Source organism: Carnobacterium sp. AT7 (assembly GCF_000171855.1).
Lineage (GTDB): Bacteria > Bacillota > Bacilli > Lactobacillales > Carnobacteriaceae > Carnobacterium_B > Carnobacterium_B jeotgali.
Map to the genome: position 1 here is coordinate 1 of NZ_ABHH01000002.1, position 17,854 is coordinate 17,854.

Sequence of the window (17,854 nt, forward strand, 5' to 3'; positions counted from 1 at the left end):
GATAGTTTTTCATAAGGGAGTAACTGGCAGCAACAGCTGTGGCAACGTCACCAACAAGTAGATTTGCAACAATCTTCTGGTGTTGTCTTAAATAGTGAGACTTATGCACATTGTTCTCTATAAGGACAATCCTGCATAAGTCTCTTTTTTTATCGATTTTACTGACCATCAATTAAAGGAGGATATTGAGCGTACAAAAACAAGCTTAGTTAATGATTTGACTAGTTTTTTTACAAGGTCATTGCCAATCAACCTAAAACTTGTTTGATGATAGTGAATATGCTACTATTTTTGGCAACTGTACTATAATGATATTATAATGGTATTATTTTTATTTCATGTTAAAAACCGTTTCTACAGGCATTTCATCATATTCTTGATTGTCTGTCAGTAAACTGTCTATTTTTTTTTACGAAAGGGTGTATCACTTGGAAAATTATCAAAAAGACCAAGAAACAATATTAAAAGAATTACAGACTTCACCAAAAGGCCTGCAGGATGCCGAAGTCAAAACACGCCAGGAACGTGATGGCTTAAACGAATTAAAGCAAAAAGAAAAAGATTCCGTTCTTAAATTATTTTTATCAACTTTTAAGGACGCAATGGTTATTGTGCTGTTAATAGTAGCCGTTATCCAAATGGCTTTAGGTTCAGTAGTTGAATCATTGATCATTTTTGCTGTTTTAATGATCAACTCTGTTATCAGTGTTATTCAAACTAAAAAAGCTGAAAGTTCACTCGATGCGTTGTCCAGTCTCTCTGCTCCTGAATCGAAAGTAATCCGTAATGGCGTTAAAGTAACTATTCCGGCAAAAGAACTTGTTGTAGGAGATATTGTTATCTTAGATGCTGGGGATTATGTTCCAGCTGATGGACGTTTACTAGAAGCAGGATCACTTCAAATTAATGAAGGAATGCTAACTGGTGAATCTGTTCCGGCAGACAAAAATATCGATGTTGTTGAAAAAGAAGTACCTGTTGGAGATCGTTCAAACATGGTTCATAGCGGAACTTTAGTTACGTATGGTCGTGGTCTTGTGGTTGTTACAGGTACCGGTAATAATACTGAAATCGGTCAAGTTGCTAGTTTAATTGATAACGCAGTGGCTAAGCAAACACCATTACAAAGAAAATTAGACGACTTTAGTAAAAAACTTGGATTTGGTATTCTTATCCTTTCTATTCTTATCTTTGCTATCCAAGCCGCTCGTATCTTCTTTGGTGGAGCAACAGATGTAAACACTGAATTGTTGAATGCTTTTATGTTCGCAGTTGCAGTAGCCGTTGCTGCCATTCCTGAAGCATTACAATCTATCGTTACTATCGTTCTTTCTACTGGAACAAACAAAATGGCTAAGAAACATGCGATTATTCGTAAGCTTCCAGCTGTTGAAACATTAGGTTCCACAAGTGTTATTTGTACAGACAAAACAGGTACATTAACACAAAATAAAATGACGATAGTTGATTACTTCTTACCAAATGGACAAACAGGCGATTTCAATTCTACTCCTGATACATGGACTACTGATGAAGCTCGTTTAATGCAAATTGCTGTACTAGCAAATGATTCTAACATCAATGACCAAGGTCAAGAACTTGGTGACCCAACTGAAGTTGCTATGATTGCTTTCAGTAATAAAGTGAACAAACCTTACCATGAATTACGTAATGCTTACCCTAGATTAGCTGAGTTGCCTTTTGATTCAGATCGTAAGCTAATGTCTACTGTTCATGTCATTGACGGCGAAAACCTTATGCTAACAAAAGGTGGCCCCGATGTAGTCTTTAACCGCAGTTCAAAAATCTTGATTGATGGAAAAGTCGTTCCTTTAACAGATGACAACCTAAAATCTTTAGCTGATCAAAATGAAATCTTTTCAGATCGTGCTTTGCGCGTATTGGCTTTTGCTTATAAACCTGTTTCAGAAGGAGAAAACATTACTTTTGAAGACGAAAACGATTTGATTCTAGTTGGTTTAGTTGCTATGATTGATCCGCCTCGTGAAGCTGTTTATGGCGCTGTAGAACAAGCTAAAAAAGCTGGTATAAAAACAGTTATGATTACCGGTGACCACAAAACAACTGCACGTGCAATTGCTCGTGATATCGGAATCTCAGAACCAGACGACATTGCTTTGACTGGTCAAGAATTAGACGCTTTAAGTGAAGATGAGTTAAATGCTAAATTAGAACAAATCTCTGTTTATGCTCGTGTTTCTCCAGAAAACAAAATCAGAATCGTTCGCGCTTGGCAAAATAAAGATAAGATTTCTGCTATGACTGGTGATGGTGTAAACGATGCACCTGCACTGAAACAAGCAGATATTGGAATCGCAATGGGTAGCGGAACTGACGTAGCTAAAGATGCTGCTGCAATGGTATTGACAGATGATAACTTTGTGTCAATCATTAGTGCCGTTGAAGTTGGTCGTAATGTATTTGATAACATCAAAAAGGCTGTTGCTTACCTATTTGCTGGTAACCTTGGTGCTATTATCGCAATCATTGTTGCGTTAATAATGAACTGGGTTAACCCATTCACTGCTTTACAATTATTGTTCATCAACTTAGTTAATGACTCTATTCCTGCTATTGCCTTAGGAATGGAAAAAGGCGAACCAAATGTTATGGAACGTAAACCTAGAGATCCGAACGAAGGCATCTTCGCAGGTGACACTTTAAGATCTGTTCTTTATCGTGGTGTGCTTATTGGTATCGCTGTTGTTATCTCACAATATATCGGATTAGGTTATTCAAATGAAATGAGTATTGCTATGGCCTTTACTACCCTTATCTTGGCTCGTACTTTACAAACTTTCCCAGCACGTTCAAATACACAAACATCTATTGGAGCAGGTTTCTTCTCTAATATGTATGCTATATATGCTGTTTTATTCTGTTCTGTTTTATATGGTGTGACAGTTCTTCCAGGTGTTCGTTCAATCTTTAATATTCCAGATAATTTTGGATGGGAACAATGGGGAATTGCTGCAGGCTTAGCTTTAGTTGCCGTTGTTCTAATGGAATTAGCTAAATTTCTTCCTCATAAAAAAGAAGCTTAAGACAAGCTAACTTATTAAACAAAAAAAACTTTCGCAGCTGATTTGTTAGCTAGCGAAAGTTTTTTTTGGAAATTTAATAGTAGCAACTTCTACTTAAATCCTTTATACTGTTAACCGAATACTTGTTCGAGGAGGACTCATATGAATTTTGTCGCATTAGATTTTGAAACAGCTAGCAACCAACGTCATAGCGCTTGTTCAGTGGCACTGACAGTTGTTCGAAAAAGCAAGATTGTTGATCATTACTACTCTTTAATTAAACCAGAAACTGAATTTTTTTGGCGTAATGTGCAAGTTCATGGCATTACTGAAAATGATGTTAAAGACGCACCTTCTTTCCCAGAAGTCTGGGAACAAATAAAACCTTTTTTCACAGAAAATAAATTGATTGTTGCTCATAATCTTCCGTTTGACCGTGGCGTTTTACAAGGCTGTCTTGATTACTATGACTTGCCTCAGCCTCACTTTCAAACTCTGTGCACTGTTCAAAGCAGTCGGAAATTAATCACAGAAATTCCCAATCATAAATTAAATACAGTTTGTGATCATTTAAATATTAGTTTGAAAAATCATCACAATGCACTTGAGGATAGCAATGCCTGTGCAGCTATTTTGCTTTATTTAGAAGATCATTTTGGAACAGATCCCTTAAAAAAACTCGTTAAACATATTTAGCGTGTTCGTTTTTTATAAGATGGTTGCTTTAAAAAAATTTAAGCAACCAAAGGAACTCAGCTATCTACACTAAAAATTATAAATGCAAAATAAACTGATTCTTTAGTTCTTTTAAAGAAACAGTTTATTTTTTTATACAAAAATTGCTCAAGTGCAAATAGTTGAAATGATAAAAGGATTCCCGTATTTTTAATATACGAGCTATATTTTAAAACTATAGCAAAACTATTTGGAGGAGTTTTTATATGATTACGAAACAGAACCAGTTTTTAGGGGCTGTATTTGCACTTTTTTTAGGCTTATTTTTATCCCTATCCACACCTATCCATGCTTCAGCAGAGAAAGGAACCGAAAGTGATCCTTATGTTATCACTACAGATGTCACTTACGCTCCTTTTGAATTTAAAAATGCAGAGGGCGACTATGTTGGTATCGATGTAGAAACGTTAGATGCGATTGCTGAAGATCAAAATTTTTCATATGAGTTACGCCCTTTAGCTTTCAGTGCAGGTTTACAAGCCTTAGAATCAAATCAAGTAGATGGAATGATTGCTGCAATGAGTATTACGGATGAACGTAAGGAATCTTTTGATTTTTCTGATCCTTATTTCGAAGCCGGTACCGTTATGGCTGTCTCAAAAAACAATGATGCTATTTCTTCTTATGAAGATTTAGATGGCAAGACTGTTGCTGTTAAGGTTGGTACCACTGGTGCCGCATTTGTGACAGAACTGAAAAAACAATTTGATATTGATATTAACCAATTTGAAGACTCAGCAACTATGTATGAAGACGTTGTTTCCGGTCATTCTGATGCGGTCTTTGATGACTACCCTGTTATGGCTTATGCTGTACAACAAGGTCTTAAACTACAATTTCCACTTGATCCAGAAGCAGGAGATGTTTACGGATTCGCTGTTAATAAAGGTCAAAATCCAGAATTACTAGAAAAATTCAATGCAGGTTTAGCAACCATCAAAGAAAATGGTGTTCATAAAGAAATTACGGATAAGTATACTAGTGAAAATTCAGAAGCTGCTACTAGCAATAACTTCTTCACTTTGATTCAAAATAATTATAGTGAATTATTAACAGGTCTTGGACGTACTTTAGTATTAACGCTTGTTTCATTTGCAATTGCTTTAGTCGTAGGAGTTATTTTAGGATTATTCAGTGCTACGTCAAACAATCTATTAAGTGGGATTTCGACTTTATATGTGACTATTATGCGCGGTATTCCTTTGATTGTACTAGCCTTTTTTGTCTATTTCTCTATTCCACAATTCTTAAACATTCAGTTATCCGCTTATCTTGCTGGTGTAATTACATTGAGTCTTAATACTTCTGCATACATTTCAGAGCTTGTTCGTGGCGGAATTCAAGCTGTGGCTGGTGGGCAATTAGAAGCCGCAAGAAGCTTGGGACTCCCTTATAAAACTTCTATGCGTAAAATTGTCTTACCACAAGCTATTAAGATAATGATTCCATCCTTTATCAATCAATTCGTTATCACACTTAAAGATACTTCAATCCTATCGGTTATTGGAATTGTTGAATTGACTCAAACCGGAAAAATTATCATTGCTCGGACTTACTCTTCTGGAAATATGTGGTTGATCATCGGAATCATGTACATTGTTTTGATCACTATTTTAACGAAACTATCAACGGTACTTGAAAGGAAAATGGCTAATGACTAAATTAAAAGTTGAACATTTAAAGAAAAATTTCGGAAAATTAGAAGTTTTAAAAGACTTGAATATTGAAGTTCAAGAAGGAGAAGTTATTTGTATTATTGGCCCTTCAGGTTCTGGAAAAAGTACTTTTCTTCGCTGTATGAATGCTTTGGAAGAAATTACAGGTGGAAAAGTGATCATTGATAATTTTGATTTAACCGATCCTAAACAAGATATCAATAAAGTACGCGAAAATATTGGAATGGTTTTTCAACAGTTCAATTTATTCCCACATTTGACAGTGTTAGAAAACATTACGCTAGCCCCCAAAGAATTAAAAAAGGAATCCGCTGAAACGAGCGAAAAACGTGCGTTAGAATTACTAGAAACGGTTGGTCTTTCTGAAAAAGCCAATGACTACCCTAAATCACTATCTGGCGGACAAAAACAACGTGTGGCCATTGCAAGAGCTTTAGCGATGGATCCAGACATCATGTTGTTCGATGAACCCACTAGTGCATTGGATCCAGAAATGGTTGGTGACGTCCTTGAAGTTATGCAAAAATTAGCAGATCAAGGAATGACTATGCTAGTTGTAACTCATGAAATGGGCTTTGCCAAAGAAGTAGCAGATCGCGTTATTTTCATGGATGGTGGTTATATCGTTGAAGAAGGCGACCCTAAAGAAGTCTTCGATAACCCCCAACAAGAACGGACGAAAAACTTCTTAGAAAAAGTATTGATTTAAAAAAAGCTTTGCAAAAGTTATCTTTTGCAAAGCTTTTTAAATTTCTCCAATGAGCATACTCATCAAACAAACATCTAAGTAAACACCTTCATCTTTAACTCCGCGAGGCATGATTGCTTCTAGCTTAAAACCCATTTTTTCATAAAGACGGCGCGCTCGTTCATTGCGTGCTTGAACGGTCAATTCAAGTCGTTTCAACTGACTTGCAGGACTATTTGCCCATTCAATCAATTGCTCCATCATTGTTGTGCCTAAACCTATTTTCCAATAAGCTTTTGCAATTGAAATGCTGATGTCTCCTATATGTTTCAGTTTTGGACTTATATTACCATGAATTTCAGCAATTCCAATCAGTTCATTTTTGTCTAACGCGACAAATAAAACCATTACATCGGACTCTATAATAGTCTTAATTTCTTTTCGTTGCTCTTCAACTGTTTTCCCAGGACCTTCTGCTCCCATTGTCATAAAACCTGTTTCAACAGCGATTTTTTTCAGATGTTTCAATAAGTTTTCAGCATCACTAGGGATAGCTTCTCGTACTTGGATGGTACTTATCATTTGTTATACCTGACTTTCTTCAAAATTTCGCATCAATTTTTCATACCTTTCCCCAATAGGTGAAAAAGTCAGCTCCCGTTCCATTAAATCATCTCCAGCAGGAACAAGCTTGATCTGCAAATATTCTTGAGGCAAGTCTTCGGGAATAAAGGTTGCCCATTCAACGATTGATACACCCTCGCCTTCAAAATATTCCTCTAATCCTAAATCCGTTCCACCAGTTTCTTCTAATCGATAGACATCCATATGGTACAACGGCAATCTTCCTTCAAGGTACTCCCTGATAATTGTATAAGTTGGACTTTTAATCACTTTGGTAATTCCAAGACCTTCGGCTAGGCCTTTTGTAAAAGTCGTTTTTCCAGCTCCAAGATTGCCTTCTAAAAGAATCGTATCTCCAGGTTCAAGCAATTTGGCTAATGTAGCAGCTATTATCTTTGTTTCTTCTTCATTACGTGCTTTAATTTGTTTCATTCTGTTCTCCTCTATCCCTATCTAGTTATCTTTTATTGTAATTCAAGTATTTAAAAATAGCCAAACAAAAATCCATTGAGCACCTAAAAATATAGACTCAATGGATTTCTATGCTCGTTTCCTTATTCGCTACATACTGTAATACGTTGACCCATAAATAATTGATTTTCAATTTCATCTACCAATGCAAGAGCAAAGTCAGCATAACTAATTTCACTTTCACCTTTACTATTGGTCAATAGTTGGTCTTGTCCTAATTGATATTTCCCAGTTCGTTTGCCTTCAGGATTAAAAAACGCAGATGGACTTACATACGTCCAATTGATATCTTCCGCTAGTTTTAATTGCTCAAAAGCTTTACTCATATTAACAGCTGTAGGTCTAGCTACTTCAGGAAAATCGGGAGTATCTATCAACCGCGTCGTTTTCGTATCATCAACATATAAACTTCCTGCTCCGCCAACAATGATTAGGCGCGGATTTTCATGTCCTTGTATTAACGACACAATATAAGCCAAACTTGTTTGATGCAATTCTTCTTTCCCAGGTGGAGCATTAAATGCATCAACCACCACATCTAAATTTTTTATATCATCATAGGTTAAATCATATAAATCCTTTTCGATATAATGGCTGTCTTTACTGTCTATCAGTTTGGAAGCATTTCGTATCAAAGGAATCACTTCATGTCCTCTGATCAATGCCTCTGCTGAAATTTTTGAACCTGATTTACCTGTAGCGCCGATAATGCCAATCTTCATAACCGTTCCTCCTTTTTACTAATACTCTTGTTTATTCATTATAATGAGAACGCATTCAATAGAGCAACTATTCTCTCTTTATCAAAAAAAAGCTAACTCAATGAGTCAGCTTTTTTAAATTTAATTCATTAATGTTTGATTTGCTGTGATGATTGTTAGTTTGTAAACATCCTCTTCGTTACAACCACGAGACAAGTCTGAGATGGGTTTATTTAACCCTTGTAAGATAGGTCCGATTGCTTCAAAATTACCAAAACGTTGCGCAATCTTATAACCAATGTTTCCTGATTGTAATTCAGGGAATACAAAAACACTTGCTTGTCCAGCAACATTAGAATCTGGTGCTTTTTGTTCAGCAACAGAAGCTACGAATGCAGCATCAAATTGCATTTCACCATCGATATCATATTGAGGAGCTAGTTCTTGAGCAATTTTAGTTGCTTCTGCTACTTTAGTTGCTTCTTCAGCAACTGCTGATCCTCTAGTTGAAAAACTTAACATAGCAACTTTTGGTTCGATACCAAACATTTCAGCCGTTTTAGCACTTTCTACAGCGATTTCAGCTAATTCTTGAGCATTTGGATTCACATTGATTGCACAATCTGAGAATAAGTATTTTTCTTGTCCACGTCCACGCATCATAATAAATGCACCACTTGTACGGCTAACGCCTGGTTTAGTTTTAATAATTTGTAATGCAGGGCGAACAGTGTCTCCTGTTGAGTGGATTGCTCCACTTACTAAGCCATCAACTAATCCCATATAGGTTAACATTGTACCAAAATAGTTTTCATCTTTTAATAATTCAATTGCTTTTTCTTCAGAAACTTTACCTTTACGACGTTCTACGAAAGAAGCAACCATTTCATCTATTTTAGCATAATTTGCTGGGTCAACAATTTCAATGTTTTCTACATTGAAGCCACGATTTTTTGCAGCTTCTTTAACAACTTCGGGGTTCCCAATTAATACCGGTTGAACTAAATCTTCTGATGCCAAACGAACTACAGCACCAAGAATACGAGGTTCAGATCCTTCTGGAAATACAATCCGAACTTTTTTTCCTTTAATCTTGCTTGATAAGCTTTCAATTAGCTCCACACTAATAACCTCCACAATTTGTGATTTTATATACAGTACTATCATACTCTTATTTTCTTAACAATAACAGTCTTTTTGGTTTAAAACCTATAAGTATTGCTTATTCAACTGTCTCAGGCAATTGCCAATTTATAGGTTCTTCGCCTAAATTGATCAATGCTTCATTTGTCTTAGAAAATGGTTTTGATCCAAAAAAACCACGATAAGCTGACAAAGGACTTGGATGAACTGAGGTCAACACAACATGTTTTGTTTCATCAATTAAAGCTCTTTTTTTAATGGATGGATTTCCCCATAAAATAAACACCATTGGTTTCTCTCGTTCACTTAATTTTTTGATAACCGCATCTGTCAGTACTTCCCAGCCTTTGCCTTTATGTGAATGAGCCTGGCCTTTTCGAACAGTTAAAACGGTATTAAGTAATAAGACACCTTGTTTAGCCCAAGATTCCAGATAACCATGATTTGCACGAGGAATATCCAGATCCGTTTCCAATTCCTTATAGATGTTGACGAGAGAAGGCGGCGTTTTAACATTCGGCAATACAGAAAAGCTCAGTCCATGTGCTTGATCTGGTCCATGATAAGGATCTTGTCCTAAAATGACTACCTTTACTTCATTATAAGGAGTCCATTCAAAAGCTTGCCAAATATGGTGCATTTCAGGATAAACCGTTGTTTCTTGATAATCGTGTACTAAAAATTCTTTTAACGATTGATAAGTTGGTGTATTCATTTGTTCTTCCAAAATTGGCAACCAATCATTTTGTACCGGTAAGGTCATTATAATTTCCTCCTTATCTTTAGGGTATGTTTTAAAACTAGTTTATCACGAGAAAAATAGCTGCGATAGGCCGAATCAAAATCGTTATCTGTTTGAGTAGACGTAATAAGCCCTCATTCGACTAACTCAAAGTCGTTTTCTATTTAAGCAGACGCAATGAGTCTTAGTAGTTTTTCAAACACGTCCTAGTGAACTTACTCTTATCCTACAAGAATTACTTTTTTCTAACAAGTACTACCTGTCAGCTTCTTTTTGTTCTATTCATTTATTTCGACAATTTATTACAAAAAAAGCTTTATACGTTTGTTTTTTTATTATTAATGGTAGACTTAGTAATACAAACAACTCTTGGGAGGAACCAAAATGATAGAACTTATTGTATCTGATATGGATGGAACATTATTAAATGGAAAAATGAAAGTTTCTGAAACAAATGCTAAAGCTATTAAAGCGGCTATGAACCAAGGGATTCATTTTATGGTCGCCACAGGCCGTGGATTTACTGAAGCACAACCGTTACTTAAAGAAGTGGGTATCAACTGTTCGTTTATCACGCTTAATGGTGCTCAAGTTTATAATGAAGAAGGCTCTGTCATTCAAAATATTGGCATCGATAAACAATCGGTACACGAAATCGTTGCTGCGATAAAGAAAAGAAATCTTTATTGTGAAATGACGACATCTAATGGAATTTATTCCGATAATAAAGCGAAACGTATCGAATCTGTTGCTTCTTTATTATTTGAAACAAATCCGGATACTACTTATAAAATGGCCGTTGTTTTAGCAGCAGCCCGTTTAGAAATTATGAATATAAACTATGTTGAAGATTACGAAGAGCTTGTGCACGATGATTCCATTGAAGTTTTAAAAATTATCGCTTTTAGTGATGATGGTCGTAAGGTACTTGGGCCACTTACAGAGGAACTTGAAAAATCAGGTGAGCTTGCAATTACCGCTTCTTTTGTTAATAACATTGAAATCAATAACATTAATGCCCAAAAAGGCATTGCTCTTGAAGCAGCTGCAAAAAAATTAAATATTCCTCTTGAAAACATTATGACACTTGGAGATAATTTCAATGATGTCTCGATGTTAAAAGTAGCAGGATATAGTTTTGCCATGGAAAATGCTGAAGAAGAAGTCAAAACGTATGCTAAATACATTACTACTAGCAATAATAATGATGGTATTGCACATGCAATCAACCTAGCTTTAAACGATCAATTAGACTCAGCCAAATCACCTACTTTCGTAGAACGCACTGAGTAGAAAGTGAAAGTTAACAAATCTTATAGTAACAGTTTTTCTTTTCGTTTCGTTGTTATTAGTAGGTTGACAATACGTTAACTCAGCTAATAAATGAAGGGAGAGAATAACATGGATGCAAGTACTCAGTGGCTGTCTACTGTAACAGAGATTATCGGTAATGTTGGTTTCCCCATTTTTATCGCTTTATTTCTACTTCAGCGTATGGAAACTAAACTTGATGACGTGGTGAAAGCTCTGCACGAATTAGGTCAAGCCATTAAATCAGCGATATAAAGAAAACCCGCCATTAAAAAAGGCGGGCTTTTTTTTATCTCATTTGTATTTCGTTTTGCTTCTAGTTTTGGTATACTAAAAGAAACTGTATCCGCTTAATTTACCTTTAGAGGGGCGTTCATTATGGTACTTCTTTACATGAAACAAGAATATGTTTCAAGACAAGAAAAGATTCTCGTGAAAAATGAACTTGGCAAAGATCTCTACCTTATTTCAGGCAAATGGGGCAGAATCGGTGATAAATTATCGTTATATAGCATAGACGGTGACTTGCTTGTAGAAGTCAAACAAACAGTATTGTCTTTATTTCCTAAATTTGATATCTATACCCAAGGTAAAAAAATTGGTTCCATTACTAAACACCGTGGCTTAAAAGATGTTTATTTTAAAGTTACGCCGCTAAATTGGATTGTAACTGGAGATTTTTATAATCACAACTACACGGTAAACTGTAAAGGTAAGTTAATTATGGAAATGACTAAAGCTTATACTTCCTTTGGTGATTATTATGCACTGCATATACCCGAATCTCAACATGCACCACTTTGTCTCTGTATTGCTTTGATTGTAGATAATCTTACGTTAACACGCTTACCACAGACAGAAAAAAAACGAGTAAACCGCGCAATTCAACTTATTTAATGGATATATAAGGCATTGATTCAATTGATCAATGCTTTTTTTAATTGATTTTCCATTGCATGTGGTCGTATAAATGTTGACCCAACATACACTCCCATACCTTTTTAAAACCAATTTTAAGATACAATTGTTGTGCTTTTTGATTCAGTTGGTCACAATTCAGTCCAATAATTTTCTCATTCTCTGACTTTGCAATAGCTGGTAGTGCTTTTAACAATTCGCTTGCTACACCTTGTTCTCTAAAATTCACATCCGTCACCAACGAATCTAAATACCACTCACCTGGGACAGTTTCAGAATCCTGAAATAAAAGAGCCTCTATTCCTTGTGCTTTTAATTTATCATTAAAAGCCTCATCAACTATAGGTTCCAACTCACCTTTGTACCCAAAACAGACACCTGCTCTTTTCCCTTCACGGATGCAGATATGTGCGCGATGATAGCTATAGCGGTAATTTTCATCTTCCATCGCTTCTTTCATCAGTTGTTTCAATTTATCCGTGTTTATTTCTTTCAACAATGTTAGCTCCATGTCTTCTAGAATAATCCAGACCCATTCCACTAATTGTTCTATATCTGTTATTTTAGCTTTTCGTAACACTTTATCACCCGCTTAGTTTGTCTTTTTCGCAATTTAAGCATAACGAACAAGTTTAAGTTATTCAACCTTTTATAGAAAAAGAAACGAGACAAGGGTATGTTAGTTTTTATCACATAACCAGATTACATTTTTGTTGCAATTGCCTTAAAATTAAATTAGTATTATATCTTATACAAGGAGGTTTCTTATGAATTTACGAAAAAAATCACTTTTTACTATTATGACGGCTTTATTACTTACAGTAATTTTCACTATTCTACTACCTACTACAGCTTCTGCTCAAGAAACAGATAAGACATATATCATTGGAACTGACATCACGTTTGCTCCCTTTGAATACAAAGATGCTGATGGTGAATATAAAGGAATTGATGTTGATTTATTAGAAGCAATCGCTAAAGACCAAGGTTTCAAATATGAATTACGACCTCTAGGATTTAGTGCTGCATTACAAGCTTTGGAAACAAATCAAGTAGATGGCATGATCGCCGGTATGAGTATTACACCCGAGCGTCAAGACTCATTTGATTTTTCTGAGCCTTACTTTGAAAGTGGTGTAGTCATGGCCGTCTCAGCGGACAACGATGACATTACTTCTTACGAGGATTTAGAAGGCAAAACAGTGGCTATCAAAGTAGGAACTACTGGTGCTGCTTTTGCTGAATCTATTCAAGAGGAATATGGATTTAATGTAAATACTTTTGAAGATTCTGCAAATATGTATGAAGACGTTCAAACTGGCAACTCAGATGCTGCTTTTGAAGATTATCCTGTAATGGCTTATGCGATTCAATCGGGTTTAAAATTGAAAATACCGACTGATCCTGAGCCTGGCGACAACTATGGTTTTGCCGTAAATAAAGGTCAAAATGCTGAGTTATTGGAAATGTTCAATAATGGATTAATCAATATCCGTGCAAACGGCACTTACGATGACATACTTGATACTTATCTTGGAGAGACGTCTCAAACCGAAACAGCTAATCTTGGATTCTTTGGTTTGATACAACAAAATGGCGGCGAATTATTAAAAGGTCTTGGTAGAACATTACTGTTAACCATTACGGCATTTATCATCGCTACCATTTTAGGTGTTATTTTTGGATTATTTAGCGCTTCTCCAAACAAAGTATTAAATTGGATAGCAACGATTTACGTAGATATTTTACGCGGTATCCCTTTAATCGTTTTAGCCTTTTTCATCTACTTCTCTATCCCACAATTCTTAAATATTCAAATACCGGCTTACCTTGCTGGTGTGATTACATTAAGTTTAAATACAACAGCCTACATCGCTGAACTGGTTCGTGGTGGTATTCAAGCGGTAGATAATGGCCAGCTAGAAGCTTCAAGAAGCTTGGGTCTTACTTACAACACTTCTATGCGCAAAGTCGTTTTACCACAAGCTGTTAAAATAATGATTCCATCTTTTATCAATCAATTTGTTATCACACTTAAAGATACTTCAATCTTATCCGTGATTGGAATCGTTGAATTAACTCAAACCGGAAAAATCATTATCGCCCGTACCTATTCTTCTGGTGATATGTGGTTAATCGTCGGTTTGATGTATATCATTATCATTACCATTCTTACGAAATTTTCAAATTATCTTGAAAGGAGATTATCAAATGACTAAACTAAAAGTTGAACATTTAAAGAAAAATTTCGGAAATCTAGAGGTTTTAAAAGACTTGAATGTTGAAGTACAAGAAGGAGAAGTTATTTGTATCATCGGTCCTTCTGGTTCTGGGAAAAGTACTTTTCTTCGGTGCATGAATGCTTTGGAAGACATTACAGGCGGAAAAGTCATCATTGATGATTTTGATTTAACCGATCCTAAGCAAGATATCAATAAAGTACGTGAAAATATTGGAATGGTTTTTCAACAATTTAATTTATTCCCACATTTAACTGTTCTAGATAATATTACATTAGCTCCTAAAGAGTTAAAAAAAGAATCGACTGAGGCCATCAATAAAAGAGCGTTAGAATTATTAGAAACAGTTGGTCTTTCAGAAAAAGCCGCTGATTATCCTAAATCATTATCTGGTGGACAAAAGCAACGTGTGGCTATCGCACGAGCTTTAGCAATGAATCCGGACATCATGTTATTCGATGAACCAACTAGTGCACTTGATCCAGAAATGGTTGGTGACGTGCTTGAAGTTATGCAAAAACTAGCGGATCAAGGCATGACAATGTTAGTTGTGACCCATGAAATGGGTTTCGCTAAAGAAGTAGCGGATCGCGTTATTTTCATGGATGGCGGTTATATCGTTGAAGAAGGCAAACCTGAACAACTCTTTAACCATCCGCAACATGAGAGAACAAAAAACTTTTTAGATAAAGTGTTAATTTAAAAAAGTTCTGCCATGCGAGTAAACTCTCGCATGGCAGAACTTTTTTGCTATTATAACTCTTTTATTTCTTTCAATTCGGTTGTTTCATTTTCATTATTAGTTACCTCTTTTTTTTGCAAGACGTGCATTGCTAACATAAGCAAGCCATTGGAAACAAGAATAATCCCTATCATAACAAAATTAGCTTTCCAATAAACTGCATCTCCTAAACCACTACTGATAGCTTGTCTAAAACCATAAATAGAATAGGTCATCGGTAAAAACGGATGAATGGCTTGGAAGAATGAATTTGTTAATGGCATTGGGAATGTTCCACCAGAACCACCTAATTGTACGACGAGCAACACCATGGCCAAAAAGCGACCGATATTGTCGAATGCGACAACTAACATCAATATAATAGACATGAACGCTACCGAAGTAAGGATGGATAATAAGAAGAATTTCCCAACAAATAATACTTCTAATCCCATCATTAATAAGATTCCACATTCAATCACTGCCATTAAAGTTGCAACTAGCATGGTTACTGAAGTCTTACTTTGCCACCAAGCAAAGCTTGATTTCCCTTGAAGTGCTCTCTTGCGAACAGGATAGATTGTAGTAAAAGCTATTGCTCCAATATACAATGCCATTGACATAATATAAGGGGCTAACGCTGCTCCATAGTTTGGCACAGTACTATATTTTTCTTGCTCTAACGTTATAGGACTTGCAAACATATCTGTGGTTTTATTCGTAGCATCTATATCATTAACAGTTGTTGAACCTTCTAATAAACTAGTTGATAACTGATTCGTTCCATCTTTCAATGTATTTATTCCAGTTCCTAGTGTTTTAGATCCATCACTTAATGCTTGCGAGCCCTCTTTAAGTTTTGTAGAACCATCTGCTAGGCTAGTTGCACCATCATTTAAACTAGCTGAATTATCGTTCAAAAGAGTCGTTCCTTCGACTAATTTTGTCGATCCATTGTTTAATTGATTGATACCTTCAATTAAGTTTGGCAACTGAGTGGTTAATTGTCCTATGCCACTATTTAATTGTTGAGCACCTGAATTTAATGCCGGTGCATTTGCCTTTAATTTATCTGCCCCAGACTGCAAACTTTCTACTCCATTTGTATAATCTGTTACTCCATTTACTAATCCATCTTCTCCTGATAGACCATTTTGAACGGCTACTAGACCTTGGTTTAATTCAGTCATTCCTTGAATGATCCCTTTATTAGAACCCGTCCCTTGTTGTTCCAAAGCTGTTTGTATGCCTGTTAATCCGTTAATAAGTTCACTCATTGCTTGATTAGTTGCTGGCAATAGTTGGTTTGAACTTTTAGCGAGTGTATCTATTTGCGTTTTTAGTTGTGACAATTGATTGGTTAATCCACTAATTGCCGTCAATTCCTTTTGCAAATTGCTTAACGATGTACCGGCAGTAGTTGCGTTTGTTGCTATTGCATTTGTATTATCATTTGCAGCAGCTAGTTGATATTTCAATGTGCTTATGTTTACTAACTCTGCTTGTTTTGCAGCGATTGTACTTGTATCACTCGCTGCTTTTGCCGCATCCAATTCAGCTTGAATGGTATTTTCAAGAACGGCAACCGTATCCGTTGCTCCTTTTAAATTAATGCCAGTATTTTTTACATCTTGTGCAACGTTAGTTAAACTATCACCTGTTTGTTGTAAATCCAGTTTAATACCACTTAAGTCAGCTCCACTAACTTGTCCGTTAAGTAGAGTATCTAATTTTTGAATCCCATCATTCATAGAAGACAAGTTTTTCATTAAAAATTGTAGTTGGTCATTATTTTCGGTTGTTAGGCTTTTATCTAACTCTGCGGAAAGTTGATTTAATCCTGTTAATAACTGATCACTACCCGATTTAACTTGATCAACACCATTACTGATTTTACTTGTGCCATTTTGAAGTGAGGCAGAATTTCCGTTCAATAGCTTAGTTCCATCGGCCAACTGTGAAACACCATTTGTATAAGATTCAACACCGTTTGATAAATCTGCTGATCCTTTTTCTAACTGCAGACCGCCATTTTGAAGCGGGCCTACATTTGACGCTAACGTACTGATGCCATTATTTAGCTGAGTTGCGCCATTATTTACTTGAGCTACTCCATTTGTATAGTCTTTTAGTCCCAGCTCAATTTTCTGCGTTCCTTCTTCAAATGTTAATGTACTTGAAGACAGCTTTTCTAAATTCTTTGTTAACTGTTGGCTTCCATCTGCCAACTTCCCAGTTCCATCATCAATCTCTCCGGCACCGTCAGCGGCTTTTGAAAAACCCGTTCCTATCTTACTAATTTGTTCAAATATTGCTTCCGTATAAGCTTTCGTTACATTATCAGATACTTCGGTTTTAATATCTTTAGCAGCTGATTTACTGATAACTTCTCCGATATAATTTAACGATCCATTCGTTTCATATTTAATGGTCATTTTTTTAGGATTCTTATCCATCAATGTAGCAGCATCTGTGGAAAAATCAGCCGGTAAAGTCATGACCATATAATAATCGCTATTTTCCAATCCAGATTGAGCCTCTTCTTGAGATACAAAATGCCAATCTAATGCATCATTTCCCTTAAGTTTCTCAACCACATCAGAACCTATATCCAGTTTTTCTCCCTGATAGTCAACTGAGTGATCTAAATTAACAACTGCTACAGATAGTTTATCCGTATTTCCATAGGGATCCCAGTTTGATTTTAAGAAGAAACCAGCATACATTATTGGAATAAATAACATCACTATACAAGATAGTAGCATCATTTTATTAGAGACTAATTTCTTCCATTCCTTTTTTATCATTTCCATTTTACAAGTACATTCCTTTCAATTTAA

Annotated in this window: 16 protein-coding genes; 9 read left to right on the plus strand and 7 right to left on the minus strand. The window is 35.7% G+C overall.

What is annotated here, in order from left to right; translation table 11 throughout:
- Positions 1-428: 428 nt before the first annotated feature.
- The 4 genes from CAT7_RS00770 (at position 429) to CAT7_RS00785 (ending at position 6,164) form a co-directional block, all read left to right on the plus strand.
- Positions 429-3,065 (plus strand): cation-translocating P-type ATPase, encoded by a 2,637-nt coding sequence (locus CAT7_RS00770; RefSeq protein ID WP_007720875.1) that lies wholly within the window; start codon positions 429-431, stop codon positions 3,063-3,065.
- A 141-nt stretch (positions 3,066-3,206) separates the two neighbouring features.
- Positions 3,207-3,740, plus strand: a complete 534-nt coding sequence (locus tag CAT7_RS00775; protein WP_007720877.1) for a 3'-5' exonuclease — start codon at positions 3,207-3,209, stop codon at positions 3,738-3,740.
- 245 nt (positions 3,741-3,985) lie between these two features.
- Positions 3,986-5,440 carry an amino acid ABC transporter substrate-binding protein/permease gene (locus CAT7_RS00780; RefSeq protein ID WP_007720890.1) on the plus strand — a complete coding sequence of 485 codons (1,455 nt, stop codon included), beginning with the start codon at positions 3,986-3,988 and terminating at the stop codon, positions 5,438-5,440.
- On the plus strand, positions 5,433-6,164 hold the full coding sequence (locus CAT7_RS00785; protein WP_007720894.1) for an amino acid ABC transporter ATP-binding protein: 732 nt from the start codon (positions 5,433-5,435) through the stop codon (positions 6,162-6,164). Before CAT7_RS00780 ends, CAT7_RS00785 begins: the two co-directional genes overlap by 8 nt.
- Positions 6,165-6,200: 36 nt before the next feature.
- Here CAT7_RS00785 and CAT7_RS00790 read toward each other — a convergent pair whose 3' ends face one another.
- The 5 genes from CAT7_RS00790 to CAT7_RS00810 form a co-directional block, all read right to left on the minus strand.
- Positions 6,201-6,725 (minus strand): GNAT family N-acetyltransferase, encoded by a 525-nt coding sequence (locus tag CAT7_RS00790; RefSeq protein ID WP_007720898.1) that lies wholly within the window; start codon positions 6,723-6,725, stop codon positions 6,201-6,203.
- A gap of 3 nt (positions 6,726-6,728) precedes the next feature.
- Positions 6,729-7,199: a tRNA (adenosine(37)-N6)-threonylcarbamoyltransferase complex ATPase subunit type 1 TsaE gene (gene tsaE / locus CAT7_RS00795; protein ID WP_007720901.1), complete on the minus strand. Its 471-nt coding sequence runs from the start codon at positions 7,197-7,199 to the stop codon at positions 6,729-6,731.
- Between the two features lie 122 nt (positions 7,200-7,321).
- Complete coding sequence (locus tag CAT7_RS00800) at positions 7,322-7,960, minus strand: NAD(P)-dependent oxidoreductase (protein WP_007720904.1); 639 nt, start codon at positions 7,958-7,960, stop codon at positions 7,322-7,324.
- Between the two features lie 120 nt (positions 7,961-8,080).
- A complete protein-coding gene (pta, locus tag CAT7_RS00805; protein WP_007720906.1) occupies positions 8,081-9,061 on the minus strand; it encodes a phosphate acetyltransferase in 981 nt (326 codons plus the stop codon).
- A 100-nt stretch (positions 9,062-9,161) separates the two neighbouring features.
- Positions 9,162-9,845 (minus strand): uracil-DNA glycosylase, encoded by a 684-nt coding sequence (locus tag CAT7_RS00810; protein ID WP_007720910.1) that lies wholly within the window; start codon positions 9,843-9,845, stop codon positions 9,162-9,164.
- Positions 9,846-10,208: 363 nt separating this feature from the next.
- On the opposite strand from CAT7_RS00810, the gene CAT7_RS00815 reads away from it, so the two are divergent.
- The 3 genes from CAT7_RS00815 (at position 10,209) to CAT7_RS00825 (ending at position 12,032) form a co-directional block, all read left to right on the plus strand.
- Positions 10,209-11,117 carry a Cof-type HAD-IIB family hydrolase gene (locus CAT7_RS00815; protein WP_007720914.1) on the plus strand — a complete coding sequence of 303 codons (909 nt, stop codon included), beginning with the start codon at positions 10,209-10,211 and terminating at the stop codon, positions 11,115-11,117.
- A gap of 108 nt (positions 11,118-11,225) precedes the next feature.
- Positions 11,226-11,390, plus strand: a complete 165-nt coding sequence (locus tag CAT7_RS00820; protein ID WP_231549456.1) for a YvrJ family protein — start codon at positions 11,226-11,228, stop codon at positions 11,388-11,390.
- 123 nt (positions 11,391-11,513) lie between these two features.
- Positions 11,514-12,032, plus strand: a complete 519-nt coding sequence (locus CAT7_RS00825; RefSeq protein WP_007720920.1) for an LURP-one-related/scramblase family protein — start codon at positions 11,514-11,516, stop codon at positions 12,030-12,032.
- 40 nt (positions 12,033-12,072) lie between these two features.
- On the opposite strand, the gene CAT7_RS00830 is transcribed toward CAT7_RS00825, so the two are convergent.
- Positions 12,073-12,633 (minus strand): GNAT family N-acetyltransferase, encoded by a 561-nt coding sequence (locus CAT7_RS00830; RefSeq protein WP_007720924.1) that lies wholly within the window; start codon positions 12,631-12,633, stop codon positions 12,073-12,075.
- A gap of 187 nt (positions 12,634-12,820) precedes the next feature.
- Here CAT7_RS00830 and CAT7_RS00835 point away from each other — a divergent pair, with 187 nt between their 5' ends.
- Both CAT7_RS00835 and CAT7_RS00840 read left to right on the plus strand, forming a co-directional pair.
- On the plus strand, positions 12,821-14,272 hold the full coding sequence (locus CAT7_RS00835) for an amino acid ABC transporter substrate-binding protein/permease (RefSeq protein WP_007720928.1): 1,452 nt from the start codon (positions 12,821-12,823) through the stop codon (positions 14,270-14,272).
- The gene (locus CAT7_RS00840; RefSeq protein ID WP_007720930.1) at positions 14,265-14,996 is read left to right on the plus strand and encodes an amino acid ABC transporter ATP-binding protein; all 732 of its coding nucleotides are present in this window, start codon (positions 14,265-14,267) and stop codon (positions 14,994-14,996) included. The genes CAT7_RS00835 and CAT7_RS00840 overlap by 8 nt, the downstream gene beginning before the upstream one ends.
- Positions 14,997-15,046: 50 nt before the next feature.
- Here CAT7_RS00840 and CAT7_RS00845 read toward each other — a convergent pair whose 3' ends face one another.
- Positions 15,047-17,827, minus strand: a complete 2,781-nt coding sequence (locus tag CAT7_RS00845) for a YhgE/Pip domain-containing protein (RefSeq protein ID WP_007720932.1) — start codon at positions 17,825-17,827, stop codon at positions 15,047-15,049.
- Positions 17,828-17,854 lie beyond the last annotated feature (27 nt).